Source organism: Nocardia coubleae NBRC 108252, assembly GCF_001612805.1.
Taxonomy (GTDB): domain Bacteria; phylum Actinomycetota; class Actinomycetes; order Mycobacteriales; family Mycobacteriaceae; genus Nocardia; species Nocardia coubleae.
The window spans coordinates 236,116-259,720 of the sequence record NZ_BDBD01000016.1 but is presented as its reverse complement, the minus strand read 5'-3'; the positions used below and the strand labels follow the sequence as shown (position 1 = coordinate 259,720).

The 23,605-nt window shown below is 69.1% G+C and carries 22 protein-coding genes; 12 read left to right on the top strand and 10 right to left on the bottom strand.

What is annotated here, in order from left to right; all coding sequences use genetic code 11:
• Window positions 1–54 precede the first annotated feature (54 nt).
• Entirely contained in the window at window positions 55–813 is a 759-nt protein-coding gene (locus tag NCO8_RS17125) for a winged helix-turn-helix transcriptional regulator (protein WP_067640807.1), read from the bottom strand.
• Between the two features lie 188 nt (window positions 814–1,001).
• On the opposite strand from NCO8_RS17125, the gene NCO8_RS17120 reads away from it, so the two are divergent.
• From NCO8_RS17120 to NCO8_RS17095, 6 genes are all read left to right on the top strand, one after another.
• A complete protein-coding gene (locus tag NCO8_RS17120) occupies window positions 1,002–1,847 on the top strand; it encodes an LmeA family phospholipid-binding protein (RefSeq protein ID WP_067640873.1) in 846 nt (281 codons plus the stop codon).
• Window positions 1,844–2,278, top strand: a complete 435-nt coding sequence (locus tag NCO8_RS17115) for a thioredoxin family protein (protein ID WP_067640805.1) — start codon at window positions 1,844–1,846, stop codon at window positions 2,276–2,278. The genes NCO8_RS17120 and NCO8_RS17115 overlap by 4 nt, the downstream gene beginning before the upstream one ends.
• Window positions 2,279–2,549: 271 nt before the next feature.
• The gene (locus tag NCO8_RS17110) at window positions 2,550–3,020 is read left to right on the top strand and encodes a DUF4395 domain-containing protein (RefSeq protein WP_067640803.1); all 471 of its coding nucleotides are present in this window, start codon (window positions 2,550–2,552) and stop codon (window positions 3,018–3,020) included.
• Window positions 3,021–3,051: 31 nt separating this feature from the next.
• Window positions 3,052–3,885 (top strand): sulfurtransferase, encoded by an 834-nt coding sequence (locus tag NCO8_RS17105; protein WP_067492342.1) that lies wholly within the window; start codon window positions 3,052–3,054, stop codon window positions 3,883–3,885.
• 5 nt (window positions 3,886–3,890) lie between these two features.
• Window positions 3,891–4,196: a DUF1416 domain-containing protein gene (locus NCO8_RS17100; protein WP_067492341.1), complete on the top strand. Its 306-nt coding sequence runs from the start codon at window positions 3,891–3,893 to the stop codon at window positions 4,194–4,196.
• 180 nt (window positions 4,197–4,376) lie between these two features.
• Complete coding sequence (locus tag NCO8_RS17095) at window positions 4,377–5,069, top strand: heme-binding beta-barrel domain-containing protein (RefSeq protein ID WP_067492340.1); 693 nt, start codon at window positions 4,377–4,379, stop codon at window positions 5,067–5,069.
• Window positions 5,070–5,425: 356 nt separating this feature from the next.
• On the opposite strand, the gene cydC is transcribed toward NCO8_RS17095, so the two are convergent.
• The 5 genes from cydC to NCO8_RS17070 form a co-directional block, all read right to left on the bottom strand.
• Window positions 5,426–7,123: a thiol reductant ABC exporter subunit CydC gene (gene cydC, locus NCO8_RS17090; protein ID WP_067640871.1), complete on the bottom strand. Its 1,698-nt coding sequence runs from the start codon at window positions 7,121–7,123 to the stop codon at window positions 5,426–5,428.
• Between the two features lie 17 nt (window positions 7,124–7,140).
• Window positions 7,141–8,898 (bottom strand): thiol reductant ABC exporter subunit CydD, encoded by a 1,758-nt coding sequence (cydD, locus tag NCO8_RS17085; protein ID WP_067640801.1) that lies wholly within the window; start codon window positions 8,896–8,898, stop codon window positions 7,141–7,143.
• Between the two features lie 4 nt (window positions 8,899–8,902).
• Entirely contained in the window at window positions 8,903–9,931 is a 1,029-nt protein-coding gene (gene cydB, locus NCO8_RS17080; protein ID WP_067640799.1) for a cytochrome d ubiquinol oxidase subunit II, read from the bottom strand.
• A 9-nt stretch (window positions 9,932–9,940) separates the two neighbouring features.
• A complete protein-coding gene (locus NCO8_RS17075; RefSeq protein ID WP_067640797.1) occupies window positions 9,941–11,398 on the bottom strand; it encodes a cytochrome ubiquinol oxidase subunit I in 1,458 nt (485 codons plus the stop codon).
• A gap of 121 nt (window positions 11,399–11,519) precedes the next feature.
• Window positions 11,520–12,425 (bottom strand): aminodeoxychorismate lyase, encoded by a 906-nt coding sequence (locus tag NCO8_RS17070; protein WP_067640795.1) that lies wholly within the window; start codon window positions 12,423–12,425, stop codon window positions 11,520–11,522.
• Between the two features lie 110 nt (window positions 12,426–12,535).
• Between NCO8_RS17070 and ygfZ the strand changes: the two genes are divergently transcribed.
• The 4 genes from ygfZ to NCO8_RS30665 all read left to right on the top strand — a co-directional run bounded on the left by ygfZ (window position 12,536) and on the right by NCO8_RS30665 (window position 15,620).
• Entirely contained in the window at window positions 12,536–13,639 is a 1,104-nt protein-coding gene (gene ygfZ / locus NCO8_RS17065) for a CAF17-like 4Fe-4S cluster assembly/insertion protein YgfZ (protein ID WP_067640793.1), read from the top strand.
• Complete coding sequence (locus NCO8_RS17060; protein WP_067640791.1) at window positions 13,636–14,310, top strand: MOSC domain-containing protein; 675 nt, start codon at window positions 13,636–13,638, stop codon at window positions 14,308–14,310. The genes ygfZ and NCO8_RS17060 overlap by 4 nt, the downstream gene beginning before the upstream one ends.
• The gene (locus NCO8_RS17055) at window positions 14,307–15,257 is read left to right on the top strand and encodes an asparaginase (protein WP_067640789.1); all 951 of its coding nucleotides are present in this window, start codon (window positions 14,307–14,309) and stop codon (window positions 15,255–15,257) included. Before NCO8_RS17060 ends, NCO8_RS17055 begins: the two co-directional genes overlap by 4 nt.
• Before the next feature lie 141 nt (window positions 15,258–15,398).
• The gene (locus NCO8_RS30665; RefSeq protein WP_084457250.1) at window positions 15,399–15,620 is read left to right on the top strand and encodes a DUF3073 domain-containing protein; all 222 of its coding nucleotides are present in this window, start codon (window positions 15,399–15,401) and stop codon (window positions 15,618–15,620) included.
• A gap of 283 nt (window positions 15,621–15,903) precedes the next feature.
• Here the strand turns inward: NCO8_RS30665 and purM are convergent, their stop codons facing one another.
• The gene (gene purM, locus NCO8_RS17050) at window positions 15,904–16,983 is read right to left on the bottom strand and encodes a phosphoribosylformylglycinamidine cyclo-ligase (RefSeq protein ID WP_067640787.1); all 1,080 of its coding nucleotides are present in this window, start codon (window positions 16,981–16,983) and stop codon (window positions 15,904–15,906) included.
• Between the two features lie 178 nt (window positions 16,984–17,161).
• Here purM and NCO8_RS17045 point away from each other — a divergent pair, with 178 nt between their 5' ends.
• Together NCO8_RS17045 and NCO8_RS17040 are read left to right on the top strand one after the other, a co-directional pair.
• Window positions 17,162–19,027, top strand: a complete 1,866-nt coding sequence (locus NCO8_RS17045) for a glycoside hydrolase family 15 protein (RefSeq protein ID WP_067640785.1) — start codon at window positions 17,162–17,164, stop codon at window positions 19,025–19,027.
• Window positions 19,018–19,983, top strand: a complete 966-nt coding sequence (locus tag NCO8_RS17040; protein ID WP_067640783.1) for a TIGR03885 family FMN-dependent LLM class oxidoreductase — start codon at window positions 19,018–19,020, stop codon at window positions 19,981–19,983. The genes NCO8_RS17045 and NCO8_RS17040 overlap by 10 nt, the downstream gene beginning before the upstream one ends.
• Here the strand turns inward: NCO8_RS17040 and NCO8_RS17035 are convergent.
• Genes NCO8_RS17035 through NCO8_RS17025 form a run of 3 tightly spaced genes read right to left on the bottom strand, consistent with a single transcriptional unit; the run spans window position 19,975 to window position 23,583 of the window.
• Window positions 19,975–21,612 carry an ABC transporter ATP-binding protein gene (locus NCO8_RS17035; protein WP_067640781.1) on the bottom strand — a complete coding sequence of 546 codons (1,638 nt, stop codon included), beginning with the start codon at window positions 21,610–21,612 and terminating at the stop codon, window positions 19,975–19,977. The genes NCO8_RS17040 and NCO8_RS17035 overlap by 9 nt on opposite strands.
• Complete coding sequence (locus NCO8_RS17030; protein WP_067640779.1) at window positions 21,605–22,543, bottom strand: ABC transporter permease; 939 nt, start codon at window positions 22,541–22,543, stop codon at window positions 21,605–21,607. The genes NCO8_RS17035 and NCO8_RS17030 overlap by 8 nt, the downstream gene beginning before the upstream one ends.
• Complete coding sequence (locus NCO8_RS17025) at window positions 22,543–23,583, bottom strand: ABC transporter permease (RefSeq protein ID WP_067492329.1); 1,041 nt, start codon at window positions 23,581–23,583, stop codon at window positions 22,543–22,545. The genes NCO8_RS17030 and NCO8_RS17025 overlap by 1 nt, the downstream gene beginning before the upstream one ends.
• Window positions 23,584–23,605 lie beyond the last annotated feature (22 nt).

The following is a 23,605-nucleotide window of genomic DNA, read 5'->3' as shown; positions in this document are numbered from 1 at the left end:
GAGGTCGGGTCGGGCGGGGCTGGGAATGCGGTCATGACGGTCTGAATGTGCTCGTCAGGGGGTGCTGCCGTTGACCGGGGTCAGGTCGTCGCCGTCTACGTCTTCGTCGGTGAAGGCGGGTGGTTCGCCCTTGGTGGCGGTTGAACGGGCTGGGCGGACGGCCTTGTAGCCGACGTTGCGGACCGTGCCGATCAGGGATTCGTATTCGCTGCCGAGTTTGGCGCGTAGGCGGCGGACGTGGACGTCGACGGTTCGGGTGCCGCCGAAGAAGTCGTAGCCCCAGACCTCTTGCAGCAGTTGGGCTCGGGTGAAGACCCGGCCTGCGTGCTGGGCGAGGTATTTGAGCAGCTCGAATTCCTTGTAGGTGAGGTCGAGCGGGCGGCCTCGCAGGCGGGCGGTGTAGGTGCCCTCGTCGATCACCAGTTCGCCGAGGGTGATCTTGCCTGTGTTCTCGGGGCTGGCCACGCCGCCGTTGCGGCCGACGAGCAGGCGTAGGCGCGCGTCGAGTTCGGCGGGGCCGGTGCCGGGGAGGAGGATGTCGTCGAGGCCCCAGTCGGCGTTTACCGCGACTAGTCCGCCCTCGGTGAGCACGGCGACGACCGGCACCGACGAACCGGTGCTGCCGAGCAGCCTGCACAGCCCGCGCGCGGCGGCCAGGTCGGTCCGGGCGTCGACCAGCGCGACGTCGGCACTACCGGCCTCCAGCAGGGACGACACCTCGGTCGGCGCGGGGCGGACGTTGTGCGCGAGCAGCGTCAACGAGGGCAGCACCGCATCCGGGTTGGGGTCGGAAGTCAGTAGGAGCAGCTCCACCGGGCTCTCCTCCTATCTCGTGTCTGCGCGACGAGAGCAGCCGCACAGCTACGTCGCCGAAACACAGGGTTAGTCGGTGCAACATTAGCGCGTCACAGGCCATGACCTCGCAACACGGGCACACTTACGAGTGTTCGGCCGATACCCGGGCACCCGGCACCCACGTGCGTGGGCGCTACTCTCACCTCATGCGCAAGCTGATCATCGGGCTGCTGTGCCTGGCCGGGTTGGCGGTGGTGATCGATTTCGGCGCCGCCGCCTACACCGAGTACCACGTGTCGCGGCAGTTGCGGGCGGGCGCCGACCTGTCGGCCGATCCCGAAGTGACCTTCCACGGTTTCCCCTTCACCGCCCAGGCCCTGTCCGGGCGCTACGACAACGTGGCGATCCGGGCCCGAAGCATGCGCCCGGACATCCCCGGCGAGATCGGCATCGAGGCCACGCTGAACGGTCTGCACGCACCCGCCGGTGAGCTGCTCGACGGTGCGGCGCGCTCGGTGCAGGTCGACCGGGTCGACGCCCGCATGCGCATCGAACCCACCGAGCTCGGCAGGCTCTTCGGCATCCCCGACCTGCAGGTCCACACCCGTCCCGCCGACAAGTCCGACGGCACGGGCGGTTCGGGCGGTTCCGGCATGACCACCGGCGGCGCGCTCGTGCTCACCGGCACGCTGCCCACCGCGCCCAACGGGCGCATCCTCGGCGCGGGTGTCACCCCGTCGAGTTCGGCCAAGCGCGTGCCGGTGCAGATCCAGGCCGACCTGCTGCTCGACGGCGACCTGGTCCGCATCCAGGCCACCGGCTTCTATCACGACAAGAACAGCGGCCCGGCCGACACCGCCAAGACCAGCGAATCGGAGATCCTCGAGGCCGATCGCGGCGCGGTGCTCGAGCGCTTCAGCCGTACGATCGATACCAAGGAGTTGCCGTTCGGGGTCCGGCCCACCGAGGTCGAGGCGCTGGGTGGGCACATCGTCGTCGAGGGCGTCGGCCGCAACGTCACCATCGACCTGGACCGATTGCAGCAACCATGATCGAACTCGCCGTACTCGCCGCCGTCGTGCTGGCCGCCGTCGCGGTCGGCCTGCTGCTGCGCCGCAACCAGGGCCGGGTCCGGCCCGCCACCCTCGACCCCGACACCGAACAGCGCGCCCGCCTGCTCGACGCGGCCGGTGTCTCCGGTTCGGCGCCCGCGGTGCTGCACTTCTCGGCCGACTGGTGCGGCCCGTGCGACGCCGTGCGCCGGGTGGTCGCCGGTGTCACCGCGGAACTGGCCGATTCGCCGAACGCACCGCGCGACATCGAGATCGACATCGACGCCGAACCCGCGCTGGCCCGCGAACTCAACGTGCTCTCCCTGCCCACCACCTTCGTCTTCGACGCCGAGGGCAAGGAGCGTTTCCGCATCTCCGGCGTACCGAAGGCGGGCGACCTGCGCACCGCCCTCGAGCCGCTCACAGTGTGACGTTGTCCCCGGTTTCGAGGGGGGCCTGCCCATTTCCCGGGAAGACCGGGTAAACTCTTCATCGTGCAAACCGACCACGAGCTGATGCTCACCCGACGCCGCACAGTTGACCTGTGTCGCCTCGGTGGTTGTTGCTGCCTGTGCCGCTGACCGGTCGGCTTCTCTCCCGAGATTCCTGACGCCGACCTCTGTTCGCCGCGCGAGTGATCGTTTCGATCCCCCGGCGAACTGGCAGATCCCACTGAATCGTCTCAGCGCAGGAGTTCGCACCATGACCTCGTTTTCTGATTCCCCACCTCGCGTCGATGTCCGCGGGCCGCGTTTCGTGGCCTGGGTGACGACCGGGGTGCTCGTCGCGGTGCTGCTGGTCGCGACCGTTTCCCCCGTCGCCGCCGCGATCCTGATCGGCCTGCAGGCCGTGGTGTTCGCGATCGGCGCGGCGGCCGGTCCCGCCAAGCACCCTTACGGCCGGATCTACGCGGCGTTCGTCGCGCCGCGACTCGGCCCGCCCACCGAGACCGAACCCGTGCCGCCGCTGCGTTTCGCGCAGGCACTCGGCTTCGTGTTCGCCGGTGTCTCCCTGCTGGGCTTCGCGCTCGGCTCCCCGATCGTCGGCGCGGTGTTCGCCGGCTTCGCCCTGTTCGCGGCGTTCTTGAACGCGGCGTTCGGGGTCTGCCTGGGCTGCCAGATCTATCCGCTGGTAGCCCGCTTCCGCCGGTCCCCTGCCCCGGCACCGAACTGACCCACCCTGCACGTCTGTTGAAAGGAACAACATGGCTCGCTCCGATGTCCTGGTCTCCGTTGACTGGGCCGAAGAGAACCTCAACGCCCCCGGCGTCGTCTTCGTCGAGGTCGACGAGGACACCTCCGCCTACGAGGGTGGCCACATCGAAGGCGCCGTTCGCCTGGACTGGAAGAACGACCTGCAGGATCAGGTCCGTCGCGACTTCGTGAACCAGGAGCAGTTCTCCGACCTGCTCTCGGCGCGCGGCATCGCCAACGACGACACCGTGGTGCTGTACGGCGGCAACAACAACTGGTTCGCCGCCTACGCCTACTGGTACTTCAAGCTGTACGGCCACAACGACGTGAAGCTGCTCGACGGCGGCCGCAAGAAGTGGGAGCTCGACGGTCGTCCGCTCTCGCGTGACGCGGTCAACCGCCCGGCCACCCAGTACAAGGCATCGGCTCCCGACCTGAGCATCCGCGCCTTCCGCGACGAGGTCATCGCCGCCATCGGCACCAAGAACCTGGTCGACGTGCGCAGCCCCGACGAGTTCTCCGGCAAGATCCTGGCTCCCGCGCACCTGCCGCAGGAGCAGAGCCAGCGTCCCGGCCACATCCCGGGCGCGATCAACGTGCCGTGGAGCAAGGCGGCCAACGAGGACGGCACCTTCCGTTCCGACGAAGAGCTCGCCGAGCTCTACAAGGATGCGGGCCTGGACGGCGAGAAGGAGACCATCGCCTACTGCCGCATCGGCGAGCGTTCCTCGCACACCTGGTTCGTGCTGCAGGAGCTGCTCGGCCACCAGAACGTCAAGAACTACGACGGCAGCTGGACCGAATACGGTTCGCTCGTCGGTGCACCTATCGAGTTGGGAGCGTAATCAATATGTGTGCAGCACCTACCCAGGGTCAGGCCATCCCGGCCGGTGTCGATGTGGAGAAGGAAACGGTCATCACCGGCCGTGTCCTGAGCACCGACGGTCAGCCGGTCGGCGGCGCGTTCGTGCGTCTGCTCGACGGCAACGGTGACTTCACCGCCGAGGTCGTCGCCTCCGGCACCGGTGATTTCCGCTTCTTCGCCGCGCCGGGTTCGTGGACCCTGCGCGCGCTGTCGGCGTCGGGCAACGGCTCGGCCGAGGTCCGCCCCGAGGGCGCGGGCATCCACTCGGTGGACGTCGCGGTCGCCAAGTAAGAACCTCACAACGGCCCTGGTAGTTCCCGTGCGGGAACTGCCGGGGCCGTTTTCGTATCTTCGTTCCGGACTCGCTAGACTCCGAAACGTGGTCCTCTTCTTCGAGATTCTCCTCATCGCCGTGTCGATCCTCATCGGCTGGTTCGGCCTGTACGTCTTCTACCGGCTGTTCACCGAGTCATGAGCGGGCTCGCGAGCGAAGGTTCCGATCCGGCCGAGCGAGCGAGTGACGTGCAAGACGCTTCGGCACAGCGTCGCAGTGGCGACGAGGCGGTGAATGTCGCCGCCGAGCGTGCGAAGGAAACCGGGGTCCGAAACATTTCGGTCCTCGGCGGTCTCCCCATTCCCGAGGACACCGCGAATCTGCGCGAGGGTCCCGATCTGAACCACGCCATGCTCGCGTTGCTGCCGCTGGTCGGCGTGTGGCGCGGCGAGGGCGAAGGCCACCACCCCGCCGACGGCGACTACCGCTTCGGTCAGCAGATCATCGTGTCCCACGACGGTGGCGACTACCTGGTCTGGGAATCGCAGACCTGGAAGCTCGACGCCGAGGGCGGCTACGACAGCCCCGACCTGCGCGAGAGCGGGTACTGGCGGGTCGGCACCGATGCCGACACCGAGATGCTCGAACTGCTGCTCACCCACAGCTCCGGCATCGTCGAACTGTTCTACGGCACCGCCCGCACCCAGTCATCCTGGGAACTGGCCACCGACGTGGTGATCCGCAGCCAGTCCGGCGCTGTCGTCGGCGGCGCGAAACGCCTCTACGGCATCGTCGAAGGCGGCGACCTTGCCTACGTGGAAGAACGAGTCGATCCCGACGGCGCACTCATCCCCCGCCTCTCGGCGCGCTTGCAGCGCTACATCGGCTGATATCCCGATCGGACGCCCCGCGGTTTCGCGGGGCTTTCGTCGTTTATGCGCCAGAAATGGAGCGACCCCCGAGCCATACCGTCCGTTCCGGGGAACGTGGCGGTCCCGGGTGGATAGTCCGGGGGCTCGGGGGCCGGGTGTCTGCCTGGGATTCGCTCAGCGCACCGCTGGGGAATCTCCCGCAGGGGTGCTGCTAGCGGGCAGCCACCTCACGCATCCGTTGAACATACATTCTTCAGACCACCTCCTCTCTTGTGTACCGATGAATCTATCGGGCTCTCGCGAGGTCGGCAATTGATTTTCCGAGAGGTCCTGAGCTGCGGATATCCACCGGGGACAGGCCGCTCGGCACGCGCTCAGGAAGGCTTGCGGTCGACGTGGCAGGCGCCGTTCGGGTCGACGGTGACCACGGTGTCGGCGCGATGGTCTTCGGGGAGCTGATGGGTGACGACCACGACCCACCGCTCCGGGTCGACCAGGCCGCTGTCGCGGTCGAGCAGGTCGCGCAGCAACTGCTCGCCCTCGGCGGCGGCGAGATGTTCGGTCGGTTCGTCGAGCAGGAGTGTGCCCGCGGGCGAGACGAGCGCGCGGGCGAGCAGCAAGCGCCTGCGCTGACCGCCGGAGACGGCCGCCGCACCCGCGGTGAGGCCGGTGTGGATCCCGTCCGGCAGGGTGTCGAGCCAGGGGCCGAGCCCGACTGCGCGCACGGCGCTTTCGGCTTCGTCCTCGGTCAGGTCGCCGCGCGCGACCCGCAGGTTCTCCAGAATCGACGTGTCGAACAGGTGCGCGTCCTCGGCGAAGAACGTGACACCGTCCAGCGGTGTGTCGAACAACCCGGCCCACGCCATCAACAGGGTCGTCTTCCCGGCGCCACTCGGTCCGACGACGGCCACCCGGCGCCCCTCCGGCATCGGGATGCGCCCGGGCATCGGGTCGGTGACAGCTTCGGTGACGCCGAGCGAGCCGGCGGACGGTGCGCGCAGTCGGTGCAGGGCCGCGCGGGCCGTCGTGCGCGCGGTCCGCTCGTCCGGGCTCGGGGCAGGCGCGCCGAGCGGTGTAGGCGAAAGCGCGCGCAGGCGGTGCAGGGCCGCCCGGGAGGTGGTGAGGGTGGTCGCGGCGGCCGGGAGCGCGCCGACGGCCTCGAAGGCCGACAGCGGGACGAGCACGAGGACGGTCAGCGCCATCGGACTCATCCCGCCGGGCGTCCCACCGGTGGCGCCGTAGGCGACGATGCCGACCAGCAGGGCACCCAGCGCGCTGACACCGATCGACAGCGGGGTCGCCGCCGCGGCCCAGGCGCTGCGCGCCGCCGCGCTGTCCTCGGCGACCACCGCGCGGCCCGCCGTTGCGTCGGCGTGGGTGAGCGCGGCATCCAGGCGACCCGCCACCCGCAATTCGGCCGCGTGGTCGAGCACAGTGAGTGCCTCGGCGGTGAACTCGGCGCGGTCGTGGCGCACCGCGCGTTCCTCGTCGCGAGCGGCCACGGCCGACAGCCACGGCGCAAGGATGCCCGAGACGGCAAGGGCGACAGCGAGAATCACCGCCGCCGGTACGGAGATGACCGCGATCAAGCCGACCGCCGCCACCGACAACACCACCGCGACGGCCACCGGAACGAATACCCGGACCACCACCGCGCCGAGATCGTCGATATCGGCGCCCACGCGCACCAGCAGGTCTCCCCGGCGCAGTTTCCGTGCGGCCGCGCGGGTGTCGTCGGTGCGTGCGAGTTCGGTCCCGCGTCGTTCCCGCCACCACCAGATGTCGGACCGGGCGAAGGTGCGATACACCTCGGTGCGCGCCGTCGTCATCGCCCGCAACGCCACGTCGTGGGTGGCCAGCCGCTCCAGGTACCGGCACACACCACGCGAGATGCCGAGCGCCCGAACGGCGGTCACCGCGACGCCGATGTGCAGCACCGGCGGCATCTGCCAGGACCGTGCGATCAACCACGCCGCCAGCGCCGCAAGCGCCAACCCACTGCCGAGTGCGAGGACGCCCCACGCGATCGCCACCGCGACCCGCCACGGGGACAGTCCGAGCAGCCGCCACATGTCCCGCAGATCCGTGATCACGGCGCCACCTCCGCGCTGCGATCAGCGCGCGCACGGTCCGCCCCCGGTCCGGCGGCGACTTCGATCACCACGTCCGCGGCGGCGAGCACGGTCGGCCGATGACCGACGACAACCACGGTGGCTCCCGCCGCGGCGATGTCGCGCAGCGCCGCCAGAACGCGCTGCTCGCTCTCCGCGTCGAGGTGGGCGGTCGGTTCGTCGAGCAGCAGGACCGGCCGGTGGGCGGCCAGCACCCGGGTGAGGGCGAGGCGCTGCCGCTGTCCCAGCGAAAGACCGGTGCCGCCCTGGCCGACGACGGTTTCCCAGCGTTGCGGCAGGCCGTCGAGCACCTCGTCGAATCCCGTTGCCGCGCTTGCCCGGTCGAGGGCGTCGCCCCCGCTGTCGCCGGCACCGAGCAGGTCGACGTTCTCGCGCAGTGTGCCCGGCACCAGCACCGGCCGTTGGGGCAACCAGGCGATGCGCGCCCACCAGCTTTCCGGAGCCATGTCGCGGACATCGGTTCCGTCGACGAGCACCGCACCGCGATCGGGCTCGATCAATCCGAGAATCGCCTGCAGCGTGGTCGATTTGCCGCACCCGTTCGGGCCGGTCAGCGCGGTCACCACGCCGGGCCGCAGCTCGGCGGTCAAGTGATCGGGGGCGTTGCCCTCACGCGCGGCGACCGTCAGCCCGCGCAGTTCGACGACCGCGCCCGCCGCGCCGGGAGCCGGTGCGTCGGCCGCCTCCGACGGGCCGGCCGGGTCTGCGCGGTCGAGCACGGCGAAGGCCCTGTCGGCCGCCGCCATTCCGTCCTGGGCCGCGTGGAACTTCTCCCCCACCTGGCGCAGCGGCCAGTACACCTCCGGGGCGAGGATCAACGCGACCAGCCCCGCGTACAGGCTCATCTCGCCGTACACCAGGCGCAAGCCGATGGCCACCGCGATCAGCGCGACGCTCAGCGTCGCCAGACCCTCGAGCACCATCGAGGACAGGAAGGCCATCCGCAGCGCCTGCATCGTCCGCCTGCGCAGCGCGTCACCGAGTGCCCGCACCTGTCCCGCCATGCTCGACGACTCGTTTTCGCGCCCGAGTGCCCGCAGTGTCGGCATGCCCGCGAACAAGTCGAGGAGCTGATCCGAAAGCCGGGTGGTCGCGGCGAGCGTCGCCTCCGCCCGCCCCTGGGTGAGCAGACCGATGAGCACCATGAAGATCGGGATCAGCGGGAGAGTGATCACCGCGATCACCGCCGAGGTCGGATCGTGGAAGGCGATGACAACCAACACGATCGGCGGGACGAGGCAGGCCAGCAGCAGCGCGGGCAGATATCCGGTGTACCACCCGCGCAGGCCGCCGAGACCGTTGCCGACGACGACGGCGATCTCGGTGCGCCGCGCGTCGAGTTCCCTCGGCGTCAGCTCGGCCCCGGCCCGCAGGACGGCGGTCTCGAGTTCGGCCACCACCGCGCTGCCCGCCCGGTGCGCCAGCCGGGCCTGCCACCAGCTCGCGGCGCCGCGCACCGCGACGGCCACGGCGAGCACGACCAGTTCCGTTGTCCACGCGCCGAGCGAGCGGCTGCCGGGCTCGGTGATGACGCCCGCGAGCACCCGGCCGATCATCACCGCCATGACCACGATCGTCGCCGTGATCACCAGCGCGAGCAGGACCGCGACCACCAGGTGGGGCCGCGCCGAGCGCGCGTAGCGCCACAGGCGCGGGTCGACCGGTCCGCGGCGCGGCTTGCGCGCCACCGCGCCCGGGTCGGCCGCCGGGGTCACGCGCTCAGCCTTTGCCTTGCAGCGGCAGCCCGACCGGCGGCGGAATGTGCTCCACCCGGATCCGCTGCCGGAACACCCAGTACGTCCAGCCCTGGTAGATGATCACCACCGGTGCGGCGAAGGCGGCGGCCCAGCTCATCACCTTCAGGGTGTAGGGCGAGGAGGAGGCGTTGTCGATGCTGAGGTCGAACAGCGGGCTGATCGTCGAAGGCAGCACGTTCGGAAACATCGAGCCGACGATCAGCACCGTCACCGCGATCACCGTGACGGCGGTGCCCGCGAAGGCCCAGCCGTCCCGGCCCGCCACGGTGGCCGCACCGCCCAGCAGCAGGCCGAGCACGGCGACGCCCAGCGGCACCCAGGTCCAGCCGGCGCCGTAGGCGAGCTGGGTCCACAGTCCGAATCCGCCGACCACCAGTGTGGTCGGTACCAGCAGCGCCCGAGCGATTCGCCGTGCGTCGTCGCGGATCTCGCCGCCGGTCTTGAGCGCGAGGAAGATCGCGCCGTGCAGGGCGAAAAGGATCGCCGTGGTCAACCCGCCGAGCAGGGCGTAGGGGCTGAGCAGATCCCACACCGATCCGACGACCTGGCGTTCTTCGTTCAGCGGAACCCCGCGCACCATGTTGGCGAAAATCCAGCCCCAGGCGAGGGCGGGTACCCACGATCCGATGCCGATGCCGCGGTCGCACCAGGCCCGCCATTTCGGGTCGTTGATCTTGCCGCGGTATTCGATCGCGCAGATGCGCAGGATCAGCGCGACGAGCAGGACGAGCAGCGCGAGATAGAAGCCCGAGAACAGGCTCGCGTACCACTCCGGGAACGCCGCGAACATGGCACCCGCGGCGGTGATCAGCCACACCTCGTTGGCGTCCCAGACGGGCCCGATGGTGTTGAGCACCACGCGGCGCCGTGGATCGGAGCCCCGCCCGAGAATCGGCATCAACATGCCGACCCCGAAATCGAATCCCTCGAGCACGAAGTAGCCGGTGAACAGGACGCCGACCAGAATGAACCAGAACAGTTGCAGATCCATCGACGGCTCCTAGTACGCGAAGGACAGTTGTTCGACCGGCTCGTTCCGGCTCTCCGGTTTCTCCGATGCCGGTTTCTCGACCCCGGCGACCACGTATCGGCGGATCAAGTAGAACCACACCACCGCGAGCACAGCGTAGAGGGCGGTGAACACGATCAGTGAGAACAACACCGTGCCGGGCGAATGGTCGGAAACCGCCTGCTGCACCGTCATCCGGATGGCCGGGTCGCCGGTCGGATTGGGCGCGACCACCCACGGCTGACGCCCCATCTCGGTGAACACCCAGCCCGCGCTGTTGGCCAGGAACGGGGTGGGAATGGCGAGCAGGCTCAGCCAGGAGAACCAGCGCTGATCGGGCACGCGGCCGCCACGGGTGAGCCAGAAGCCGGCCAGCAGCAACAACACCGATCCCGCGGCCAGGCCGATCATGGCCCGGAAGGACCAGTAGGTGACGAACAGGTTCGGCCGGTAGTCGCCGGGACCGAATTCCACGTTGTAGGTCTTCTGCAGATCGACAACGCCTTCGAGGGTCACGCCGCTGAATTTGTCCTCGGCGAGGAAGGGCAGCACGTACGGGATCTTCAGCACGTGGATCACGCTGTCGCAATTGTTGTGGGTGCCGACGGTGAGGACGGAGAAATCCGGGTCGGTCTCGGTGTGGCACAACGATTCCGCCGACGCCATCTTCATCGGCTGCTGCTGGAACATCAGCTTGCCCTGGACATCACCGGTGACCGCGACGGCGATCCCGGCGAGCGCGACAACGACCAGCGCGGCCCGGCCGACGGGCCGCCACACGGTGCGCGCTTCCACGAGTTTCGCCGCGTCCCCGCTGCGCGCGTTGCGCACCATCCACCAGCCTGCGACGCCCGCGACCAGGGTTCCGGCGGTGAGGAACGCGCCTGCCACCGCGTGCGGGAACGCCGCCATGGCGGTGTTGTTGGTGAGCACCGCCCAAATGCTTTCCAGCTCTGCGCGTCCGGTCTCGGGGTTGTAGCGCGCACCGACCGGGTGCTGCATGAACGAGTTGGCGGCGATGATGAAGTAGGCCGAGGCGTTGACGCCGATCGCCACGATCCAGATCGTCGCCAGGTGAACCAGTTTCGGCAGCCGCGTCCAGCCGAAGATCCACAGGCCGATGAAGGTCGACTCCATGAAGAAGGCGATCAGCGCTTCCAGGGCCAGCGGCGCGCCGAAGACGTCGCCGATGAAGCGGGAGTATTCGCTCCAGTTCATGCCGAACTGGAATTCCTGCACGATGCCGGTGGCGACGCCCATGGCGAAGTTGATCAGGAACAGTTTCCCGAAGAATTTGGTGAGCCGGTACCACTTCTCGTCACCGGTGACGACCCAGGCCGTCTGCATCATGGCGATCAGTGGCGCCAGACCGATGGTGAGCGGTACGAAGACGAAGTGATACACCGTGGTGATTCCGAACTGCCACCGGGAGATGTCCAAGGTGTCCATCCGGCCTCCATCCACTACTACGACGTCCTGTAGTAGAGAGTACGCGTACGGATACCCCCATGAAGGGTGACAACCGCCACGGCTCAGCGCAGGGGCGCGCCCACCCGCGCCCCCCAGGCGCTCACCAGTCGCCGATGGTCCCCGGTCGGTCGATCCCCGCGTCGACCATGTCGATGATCTCCTGAGCATTGTCGGGCGCGGACAGCCGCACCCCGTCGAGCTGATTCACCCTGGCCGCGAGCGTGACGCTCGACAGCAGCCAGATGCTGTCGCAATCGAACAGGTCGGCGGTGAAGATCGACTGGTACTTGCACTCCCAGCCCTTCTTCTCCGCCACCGTGAACAGGGCCCGCTGGGTGACGCCCGGCAGTACGCCGATCTTGGCGGGCGGGGTGATGAGCTGCTTGTCGCGCGCGATAACCACGGTCGAGCGCGGGCCTTCCAGCACCCGGTGTTCGGTGCTGTGGAAGATCACGTCGTCGGCACCCATCCGCCGGGCGAACCGCAGCGCGGCCATGTTCGTCGCGTACGATAGCGTCTTCGCGCCGAGCAGCTGCCACGGCGCCGCCTGCGCCAGGTCGACGGAGATGCCACGGGCCAGCGACATCACCTTCACGCCTTCGGCACGCGCCTGCGCGACCCGCGCGGGCACCGGGGAGACGAGCACGTACGCGGTCGGTGTCGGCTCGTCGGGCACGAGACCCGAGCCGGGCGCGTCGAATTCGGAATCTCGGCCGCGGGTGTAGATCAGGCGGAGCACGCCCTCTTCCTCGGCACCCCACTCCTTGACCGCCAGCTCGACCGCGCTGCGCCATTTCGCCAGCCCCGGCTCGGGCAGTTCCAGCGCCTGGGCCGAGCGGCGCAGCCGGGCCAGGTGGAATTCCAGCGCGGTGGCCGTGCCGCCGCGCACCAATATCGTTTCGAACACACCGTCGCCACGCAGTGCTCCGATGTCGTCGGCATAGAGCGACGGCGTGTTCGCGTCAGCGACCACACCGTCGAGTGTCACAAGAACCCGTTCTCCCATGTGACGAGCGTAGGCGTTATAGCTCTGTTATGCCTACGGCTGCCGTGGATCCGACGCGGCGCGACCGCCCACCCTCGGCGCGTGCGGGCGGACACGCCTACAGTGGTGGTGTGTCCGTGGACGTCGCCCCCAGTCCTGTTCTCCAAACCCCTGGCGCCGTCGCGGGTGCGCCGGGCTCCCCTGATGCCGCGGTCGCCTGGCACTACGGCGACCCGTTCGGCGAGCAGAAGGCCGCCGCGCAGCGCGTCGCCGTCGTCGACCGGTCGCATCGCAGTGTGTCCCGCATCACCGGCGCCGAGCGGCTGAGCTGGCTGCACACCATCACCAGCCAGCACATCGCGAACCTGCCCGACGGCCACAGCGCCGAATCACTCGACCTGGACCTCAACGGCCGCGTGCTGCACCACTTCGTGCTCACCGACCTCGACGGCACCCTCTGGCTCGACACCGAGGGCGGGCACGGCACCGAGCTGCTCGGCTTCCTGCAGAAGATGGTGTTCTGGGCCGATGCCAAACCCGAGGCCGCCGACTTCGCCGTCCTGAGCCTGCTCGGCCCGGAAACCGACACGCTGCTCCCCGCCCTCGGCCTCGGCGAACTGCCCGGGCTGTACGCGGCCGCGGCGCTGCCCGGCGGCGGATTCCTGCGCCGGATGCCCGGCGACTCCTTCGACCTGCTCATCCCCCGCGCCGACCTCGCCGCGTGGTGGACGAAGCTCACCTCGGCCGGTGCCCGGCCGGCGGGCATGTGGGCCTACGAGGCGCTGCGCGTTGCCGCCCTCCGCCCGCGCGTCGGCGTCGACACCGACGAGCGCACCATCCCGCACGAGGCCCGCTGGATCGGCGGTGTCGAGGAGCAGGGCGCGGTGCACCTGAACAAGGGCTGCTATCGCGGCCAGGAAACCGTCGCGCGCGTGCACAACCTGGGCAAACCGCCGCGCAACCTGGTGCTGCTGCACCTCGACGGTTCCGCCGACGAACGGCCCGCCACCGGCGACGACGTGACCGCGGGCGGGCGCACCGTCGGTCGCCTCGGCACCGTCGTCGACCACTACGAGCTCGGCCCGATCGCGCTGGCCCTGGTGAAACGCTCCGTCCCGGCGGGCACCGAACTGGTGGTCGGTTCCATGGCCGCCGCCATCGACCCCGACTCGGTCCCCTCGGACGAGGGTGTGCAAGCCGGGCGCGCCGCCGTCGACCGCCTGCGTGGTCGATGAGCCGCCCGCCATTGCGCGCCGGTGACACCGGCCGTGTCGAGGCCGTGTGCGTGGTGCACGCCGAACTCGAGATGCGCACCCGCGTGGGCCGCAGCGCCATCGACAAGCGTCCGGCCGCGGGTCGCGTCGGGGTGCGCGCGCTCGGACTCGACGGCGACCACGTGTGCGACACCGTCAACCACGGCGGCGTGCACCAGGCCGTCTACGCCTACGCCGAAGAAGACGCCCTCCGCTGGGCCGAGGAACTCGACCGCGACCTGCCCGCCGGCTGGTTCGGCGAAAACCTGCGGGTGACCGGCCTACCGCTCAGCGACGCGGTGTTCGGTGCCCACTTCGCGATCGGCGACACCCTGCTCGAGGTGAGCGCTCCCCGCGTTCCGTGCGCGACCTTCCAGCAGTGGTCCGGCGAGAAGCAGTGGGTGAAACGCTTCGCCCTGCGCGCCGACACCGGCACCTACTTCCGGGTGCTCACCGAGGGGACGATCGGCGCGGGCGACGAAGTACGGGTGGTGCACGTCCCGGCCCACGGCATCACCGTGCGCGACCTGTTCACCGGCGCCGACCCCGCACTGCTCACCCGGCTGCTCACGGAGGAACCGACCATCTCCGACGACATCCGCATGCAGATCGACCGGCACAACAGGAAACGAACCGTGGAGGTCCGCGCATGAGTGTCGAACTGGTCGAGGTGGTGCGGTCGGGGTTCCGCGAGTGCGTGCACCGTGGGTCGGTCGTCGTGCTCGACGCCGACGGCACCCCGACCGTCGAGCTCGGTGAGGTGCACGGCCCGATCTTCCCGCGCTCGACGAACAAGCCGATGCAGGCACTCACCCTGCTGCGCAACGGCTTCGACCCCGTCGACGACGACGAACTCGCCATCACCACCGCCTCCCATTTCGGCGAGCCCGACCACATCGCCCTGGTCACCCGCCTGCTCGACCGCTTCGGCCACACCCCGGCAGACCTCGCCTGCCCACCGGACCTGCCGTTCGAGGAGAACGCCCGCGCCGCGGCCATCACCGGCGCGGGCCGCAGCCCGCTGTACATGAACTGCTCCGGCAAACACGCCGCGATGCTGGCGACCTGCGCGATCAACGACTGGCCGCGCACCGGATACCTCGACCTCGAACACCCACTGCAGCAGGCGGTTCTCGCCACCATCGCCGACGTCACCGGCGAACCCGAGACCGACCTGGGGATCGACGGCTGCGGCCTGCCGATCGTCCCCGTCTCGCTGATCAACCTGGCGCGCGCCTTCGCGGCGTTCACCACCGCCGAGCCCGGCACCGCCGAACGCCGGATCGCCGATGCCGTGCGGAGCAATCCGCGAGTGATTTCCGGCACGAACGGGCCCGATCTCCAGGCGATGTCGGCCACGCCCGGACTCTTCTGCAAAATCGGCGCCGACGGCGTGCACGCGGGTGCGCTCCCGGACGGACGCGCCTTCGCCTACAAGATCGACGACGGTCACGACCGCGCCCGAATGCCCCTGACGCTGGCAATTCTGCGCAAAATCGGCATCGATTGGACCGACGAACACACCGACCTCGCGGCCACCGCGGTCCTCGGCGGCGACGCCCGCGTCGGGGTGATCCGGGCGATCCCCGGAGTGCTCTGACACCCGTTCGACAGCTCTTCACCCACTCCTGGGAGCGCGACCGCCGGACACACGCTAAAGTGTCTGTCAGGAAGAGTATTAATTCGAACGGGGCCGCCAACAAACCCCAGGCCGCCCCGCAGTGACGCGAGGGGGTCAGCCATGGGCCGTGGCCGGGCTAAGGCAAAGCAGACCAAAGTCGCACGTGAGCTCAAGTACAGCTCCACGCCGACCGACTTCGCGAGCCTTCAGCGCGAGCTGGCGGATAGCACTCCACTCCACTCCCGAGGGAGTGGCGGCTTGCTATCCGACGAGCACGACGCGGATGATTCGCCGTCCCGTTGGAACAACGAGGACGACGACTACGACAGCTGGCGTCGCTGACCGAACGCCGGTGAAGGGGGAGGCTCGTGGTGGCCTCCCCCTTCAGCCGTTGTTCCGCGCAGCGTCGCAGGCTCGCAGCAGCAGTACGGCGAACATCCGAATACACGACGAGCGTCCTGTGCACACACAGGACGCTCGTCGTGTTCGCCGAACTCGAGACCCCGACCTCCTCGAGGTGGCGGACCCTACCTTCTTCGGGTAGCCGCGCGGGGGCGTCGGCAAACCTCTGAACACGACAAAAGCCGGGCCGCGCGATTCGCGACCCGGCCGAGTTGTCGGACGATCAGAACCTGGGGTGGTCGCCCAGCAGCACCGCGCGCGGCGCGTCGGCGTCGGCGGCCTTCTTGACCTGACCCAGTGTCCAGCAGTCGATGTGGCGGGCGGTGAGCACCGCGAGCGCGCGGTCGGCGTCCTCAGGGGCGACGATCGCGACCATGCCGACGCCCATGTTGAACGTCTTCTCCATCTCGAGCCGTTCGACCCGGCCGCGCTGGGCGATCATCTTGAACACCGGCGCCGGGTTCCAGGTGCCGCGATCCAGTTCGGCGACCAGGCCGGCGGGCAGCACGCGCGCCAGGTTGGCGGCCAGACCGCCACCGGTGACGTGCGAGAAGGTGCGCACATCGGTTTCGGCGATCAGCGCCAGGCAGTCCTTGGCGTAGATGCGGGTCGGCTCGAGCAGTTCCTCACCGAGGGTGCGGCCGAATTCCTCGACGTGCCCGGTGAGCGACATGCGGTCGATGTCGAGCAGCACCTTGCGGGCCAGGCTGTAGCCGTTGGAGTGCAGACCCGAGGAGCCCATCGCGATGACGACGTCGCCCGGGCGCACCCGGTCGGGGCCGAGCACGGAATCGGCTTCGACCACGCCGACGCCGGTGGCCGACAGGTCGTAGTCGTCGGGGTCCATCAGCCCGGGGTGTTCGGCGGTTTCGCCGCCGAGCAGCGCGCAGCCCGCCTTGATGCAGCCTTCGGCGATGCCGGAGACCAGTTCGGCGACCTTCTCCGGGACGACCTTGCCGATGGCGATGTAGTCCTGCAGGAACAGCGGTTCGGCGCCGCACACCACCAGGTCGTCGACGACCATGGCGACCAGGTCGAGGCCGACGGTGTCGTGCTTGTCGAGCGCCTGGGCGACGGCGATCTTGGTGCCCACGCCGTCGGTGGAGGCGGCGAGCAACGGCTCCCGGTACCCACCCTTGAGCGCGAACAGTCCGGCAAATCCGCCGATCCCACCCTGCACCTCGGGTCGGCTGGCCTTCTTCGCCAATGGTCCGAACAATTCGACGGCGCGGTCACCGGCTTCGATGCTCACGCCCGCGGCGGCGTAGGAAGCGCCTGCACCGCTGGGTGTCTGTTCAGTCATTGTGGGGAAAGCTCCAAACCGAATCGGCGGATAGATGCCTGTTAACTCTAAGTGATCCGCCAGTCCCCCCGCCGTCCGGCTCCTCACACCCCCGATTGAACAGGAGCGGATCGGGAACTGCCGGGTTACCCGGGTCCCGCCTCCACGGCTTCGTCCCCGACCGCACCGGGAGTGGCATATGAGCGCTGGTGAACGAGCCTATCCACCCATCGCGTCGTTGGCCTTCCTCTCCGACATGCACACCGCGGCACTGCTCGGACCGGACGGCGCGGTGGAATGGCTGTGTGTGCCGCGCTTCGACGGCGGCAGCGTCTTCGCCCGTCTCCTCGACCGGGAACACGGCGGTGCCTTCGTCCTCGACATCGAGGATGCCGGTCGCCCCGAGCGCCGCTATCTCGGCGATACCCTCGCCGTCGAGAGCCGTTTCGAGGCGCCGACGGGCACCGCGGTCGTCGACGACTTCCTCGCGGTGCGTTCCGCCGACGACGACAACGAGCTCACCGCCGTCCATGTGCTGGTGCGCAGGGTGCGCTGCGAGTCCGGTTCGGTGAAGCTGCGGGCGCAGGTCGACGCCCGTCCCGACTACGGCCGCAAGCGAGCACGCTGGGAACGGAAGGGCGCCGATCTCTGGGAGACCGCCGACCCTCGGATGTGGTTGTCGAGCACTCTCGCGCTGGAGTCCGGCGACCACACTCTGTCGGCGGCGGCCGAGTTGTCAGCGGGCGATGTGGTCGCGTTCGCCCTCGGTTACACCGGTGAGAGCGCCCGCCCGGTCGACGTATCCGCCGCCGAGGATCTGCTGGAAGAGACCAAGGAAGCCTGGCGGAGATGGGCAGGCCACTGCCACTACGACGGATTCGCCCGCGAACAGGTGATCCGCAGCGCCCTGGTGCTGCGTGGACTGGCCTTCGACGAGACCGGGGCACTGCTCGCGGCACCGACGACGTCCCTGCCGGAATGGATAGGCGGCGGACGCAATTGGGACTACCGCTTCACCTGGCATCGCGACGCCTCGCTGCTGGTGCTCGCCCTGTTCCGCCTCGGCCACGCCGAGCTGGGACGCCGCTACGCGCGATTCCTCTTCTCGCTGGAACCGGTACGCCAGGGCACGCTCACCCCGATGGCCGGGATCGGCGGCGAACTGGCGAGCGACGAGCGGGTCCTCGACCACCTCGACGGCTACGCCGCGTCGCGGCCGGTCCGCGTCGGCAACGAGGCGTTCGACCAGGTGCAGTTCGAAAGCTACGGCCACGTTCTCGACGCCGCCTACGTCTACTACCAGCTCACCGGCGAGATGGCGGGTGAGTCATGGGCGGTGCTGCGGCGTCTCGTCGCGACGATCGGGCAGCGCTGGCGCGAACCCGACCACGGGATCTGGGAGATGCGTGGGGAGAAACGGCAGAACACCTATTCGAAGGTGATGGCCTGGGTCTGTGTCGATCGCGGTATCCGGCTGGCGGAGCGGCTGTCCGAGGCCGAGATAGACGAGGGCGAGGTCGACGGCTGGCGCAAGACCCGCGACGAGATCAAGCGTGAGGTGCTCGACCGTGGTTACAGCGAGGAGCGGGGCGCGTTCGTCCAGGTGTACGACGGCACAGCACTCGACGCCGCGCTGCTGCATATCCCGCTGTTCGGTTTCCTCCCCGGCGACGATCCCCGCGTAGTCTCGACGATCGACCGCATCATCGAAGGGCTCGGCGACGGCGACGCGCTCATCCACCGCTACGACCTCGACGAGGTGGACGACGGTCTCGACGGCCCGGAAGGCGCCTTCCTGCTGTGTTCGTTCGACCTCGTCTCCGCGCTGGTGCTCGCCGGCCGGGCCGAGGAGGCCGAGCGCCGTTTCGACCGGCTCATGGCGTACGCGGGCCCGCTCGGCCTGTTCGCCGAGGAGGCGAGGTCGACCGGGGCGGCCCTGGGCAACTATCCCCAGGCCTTCGCCCATCTGGCGCTGATCCAGGCCGCGCTGAACCTCGACGCGGCAGGCGACGAGGACGCCCTGCACGCCTTCGCCACCCGCACGAAAGGAAAATCATGGCGGTGATCGGGTATCACGCCTCGCACGAACAGATTCCGCCCGCGCGCCTGCTGGCGAACGTGGTGCACGCGGAGCAGGCGGGGTTCGCGGCGGCGATGTGCTCGGATCACCTCGAACCGTGGTCACGGGCGCAGGGCCATTCCGGTTTCGCGTGGTCGTGGCTCGGCGCCGCGCTGGCGTCGACCGGGTTGCGCTTCGGGGTGGTGACCTGCCCGGGGTACCGATATCACCCGACGACCGTCGCGCACGCGATCGCCACCCTCGCCGCGATGTTCCCCGGCCGGTTGTGGACGGCGCTCGGCAGCGGCGAAAACCTCAACGAGCATGTGACCGGGCGGCCGTGGCCGCCGAAGGAGACCCGCCAGCAGGTGCTCGCGGAATGTTTCGCGGTGATCGGTGACCTGTTGCGCGGCGAGACGGTGAACCACGACGGTGCGATCACCGTAGATCGCGCCAGACTGTGGGACCTTCCGCCACAACCACCGCCGTTGATCGTCCCCGCGCTGACGCCGGAGACCGCGGCCGGGTTCGCCGGTGTCGCCGACGGTTTCGTCACCGTCAACCAACCACCCGAGGCCCTGCGCACCATGTTGTCGGCCTACCGCGACAACGGCGGCACCGGGCCCGCGGTACTCCAGGTGCATCTCAGCTGGGCACCCACCCATGACGAGGCGGCCGCGATCGCCGAACAACAATGGGGCACCAACGTTTTCGACTCCCCGACGATGGCCGGGCTGGCAACGCCTGAGGAGTTCGAACGCCGTGCGCGCGAGCTGGGCGACGAACTCGGCGGCGCGGTCGCCGAATCCGTCGTCATCTCCGCCGAGCCCGGCGTCCACGCCGAACAGCTCGCGCGCTACGCCGGACTCGGTTTCGACGAGATCTACCTGCACCACGTCGGCCGCGACCAGGAACGCTTCATCGACGTCTTCGGCGCGCAGGTCCTGCCTCGGCTACGGTGACGCGGCGGCGCGACGACGCCGCTGTTCCACCGGGTCGGGGACGGGAACGGCCGCGACGAGCCGGCGGGTGTAGTCGTGCCGGGGATTGCGCAGGATCTGTTCGTTGTCGCCTTCCTCGACGCAGGTCCCGTCGCGCAGCACCATGATCCGGTCGGCCAGCTGGTCGACGACGGCGAGGTCGTGGCTGATGAACAGGCACGCCCAGCCGCAGCCGCGCTGCAGTTCGGCGAACAGCTCGAGGACCGCGGCCTGCACCGACACGTCGAGGGCGCTGGTCGGTTCGTCGGCGACGAGCAGGTCGGGGTCGAGGACGAGGGCGCGGGCCAGGCTGGCCCGCTGACGCTGCCCGCCGGACAGTTCGTGCGGGTACCGGTTCTCGGTGCCCGCGGGCAGGTGGACGTCGTCGAGCATGTGCCGCACCCGTTCCCGGATGCTCGCCTTGTCACCGACCCCGTGCACCAGCAGCGGTTCGGCGACGCATTCGCCGACGGTCATCCGTGGATTGAGCGAGCCGGCCGGGTCCTGGAACACGAACCCGAAGCGTCGCCGGATCGGCCGCAGCTTGCGTGGGGACAGGCCCGCGATGTCCTGGCCGCGGATCAGCACGTGCCCTTCGGTCGGCCGTTGCAGGGCGGCGACGCACCGCCCGATGGTCGACTTGCCCGAGCCGGATTCGCCGACCAGGCCGAGGGTCTCCCCCGGCCGGATCTGCAGGCTCACCTTGTCGACGGCCCGGAACGGCGGCCTGCCGAACGGTCCGGGGAACGTGACGACCAGATTGCGCACGTCGAGCACCGGCTCGACGGTCCGGTCCGGTTCCGGCCGCGCCGTCGCCGACCCGAGGTGCGGCACCGCGTCGAGCAGCGCCCGCGTGTACTCGGCCTTCGGACTGGCGAACAGTTCGTGCACCGGGGCCTGTTCGACCACCTCGCCCGCGCGCATCACCACCACCCGGTCGGCCAGGTCGGCGACGACACCCATGTTGTGGGTGATGAGCACGATCGCGCTGCCGAGGCGGTCGCGCAGGTCGCGCAGCAGTTCGAGGATCTCGGCCTGCACCGTCACGTCGAGCGCGGTGGTCGGTTCGTCGGCGATGATCACCTTGGGTTCGCACGAGATGGCGATGGCGATCATCACGCGCTGCTTCTGCCCGCCGGACAGCTGGTGCGGGTAGTAGTCGACCCGGTGCTCCGGATCGGGCAGCCCGACCAGGCGCAGCAACTCGACGGCCTTGGCCTTGGCGTCCTTCCGGCTCATCCCGCTGTGCGCCCGCAGCGCCTCACAGATCTGGAACCCGACGGTGAACAGTGGGTCGAGCGCCCGGGCAGGCTCCTGGAACACCATCGACACCGCACCGCCGCGCAGGGCGGTGAGCTGCTTCTCGGTCATCGACGTGACCGGGCGATCGCCGATCGTCACCAGACCGCGCACCGACGCGGACTGCGGCAGCAGTCCGATCGCGGTGCGTGAACTCACCGACTTGCCCGACCCGGACTCGCCGACGATGGCGAGCACCTCACCGGGAAACACCTCGTAGGACACTTCGCGTACCGCGTGCACCGGGCCCGCATCGGTCGTGAAGGTGACGGACAGACCCGAAACGGCCAGTGCGGCAGTCTTCTCACTCATCGACGGACTCCTTCGACGTGACCGCACGCCTGGTACGCAGCAACGGATTCAGCGACTCGTCGAGGCTCTCCCCGACCAGCGTCATGCCGAGCACCACGAGCACGATGGCGGTGCCGGGGAAGATGGAGGTCCACCAGATCCCGTTGGACACATCGTTGAGCGCCTTGTTCAGGTCGTAACCCCATTCGGCGGCCTGGGTCGGTTCGATGCCGAACCCGAGGAAGCCGAGCGCGGCGAGGGTGAGGATGGCATCGGCCGCGTTGATGGTGACGATCACCGGCAGCGACCCGGTGACATTGGACATGATGTGGCGGAACATGATTCGCGCCGTCGACGCGCCGGTCACCCGCGCGGCGTCCACGTACGGTTCCGTCTTCACCGCCACCGTCGCGTTGCGCACCACCCGGAAGTACTGCGGCACATACACAACGGTGATCGCGATCGCCGCGGACAACATGCCACCCAGGCTGCTCGACGTGCCGCCCGCGATGACGATGGAGACGACGATGGCGAGCAGCAGCGACGGGAACGCGTAGATCGCGTCCATCACCATCACCAGCACCCGGTCGACCCACCGGCCCACATAACCCGACAGCAACCCGAGCGGCACCCCGATCAGCAGCGACAGCGTCACCGCGATCGCGATAACGAGCAGCGCGGTGCGGGCGCCGAACAGCACCCGCGACAGCACGTCCTCACTGCGCACCGAGGTACCAAACCAGTGCTCGGCCGACGGCCCCTGCTGGGATGCGAAAGCCACACCGTCAGAGGTGTTCTGCGCCAGATCGTAGGGCGCGAGGAGCGGCGCGAAGGCCGCGACCAGCACGAATCCGGCCACCAGAATCAACCCGGTGATGAGCGTGACCCGCTGCATCCCAACCGTTTTCGACAACAACTCGGCGCCGGGCAGCCTGCGTTTCGTGACTGCCATCAGAACCTCACCCTCGGATCGATCAGTGCGACAACGGCATCCACCAGGAAACTCATCACCGCGACGAGCAGCGCGATGAACGCCACGATGCCCTGCACCGCGATGAAGTCACGCGCCCGCAGGTACTCGGCGAGCTGATAGCCGAGGCCCTTCCATTCGAACGTGGTCTCGGTGAGCACCGCGCCGCCGAGCATCATCGCGATGCACATGCCCATCACCGTGATGATCGGGATGAGCGCGTTGCGTACCGCGTGCCGCCCGGTGACCACGCGCGAGGACAATCCGCGCGCCCGCGCCGCCTCGACATAGTCGCTGCGCAGGGTCTGGATGAGGTTCACCCGGACCAGCCGCAGGAAGATGCCGCCGGTGAGCAGGCCGAGCGCCACCGCGGGAAGCACCGCGTGTTCGAGCACGTCGAGCACATAGGACGGTTCGCCGTAGAGGATCGAATCGATGAACAGGATGTTCGTCTTCGGCGACACGTGCTGCAGCGCCAGCTCCACATCCGTACTGGCCCGGCCACCGACCGGGAACCAGCCCAGCCACACCGAGAACACCAGCTTCAACAGCATGCCGACGAAGAACACCGGCGCCGCGTAGGCGAGTACCGCCGAGAACCGCAGCACCGCGTCGGCGGGCGTATCCCGGTGTGTCGCAGCGTATCTGCCCAGCGGGATACCCACCGCGAACGCGACGAGCAGTCCCCAGAACACCAGCTCGAAGGTGGCCGCACCGTAGGTGACGACCACATCGGCGATGGCCTCGTTGTCCTGGGTCCGCCCGAAGTCGCCGCGCAGGAACCCGGTGATGTACTCCCAGTACTGGGTCAGGATCGGCCGGTTCAGCCCGGCCGCATCCTTGCGTTCCTCGATCTGCTCCTGGGTCAGCCGGCCACCCATGGCCGCGCTGATGGGGTCACCGATCACCCGCATCAGGAAAAACACCACTGTCACCAGCAACCACGCGGTCGGCACGATCAGCAGGAGCCGGATCAGCAGGTACCGCAGCAAAGCCACCTGGCGGGAACCCCCGCCGCGCATCCACCCGAAACGTCGCGCCCGG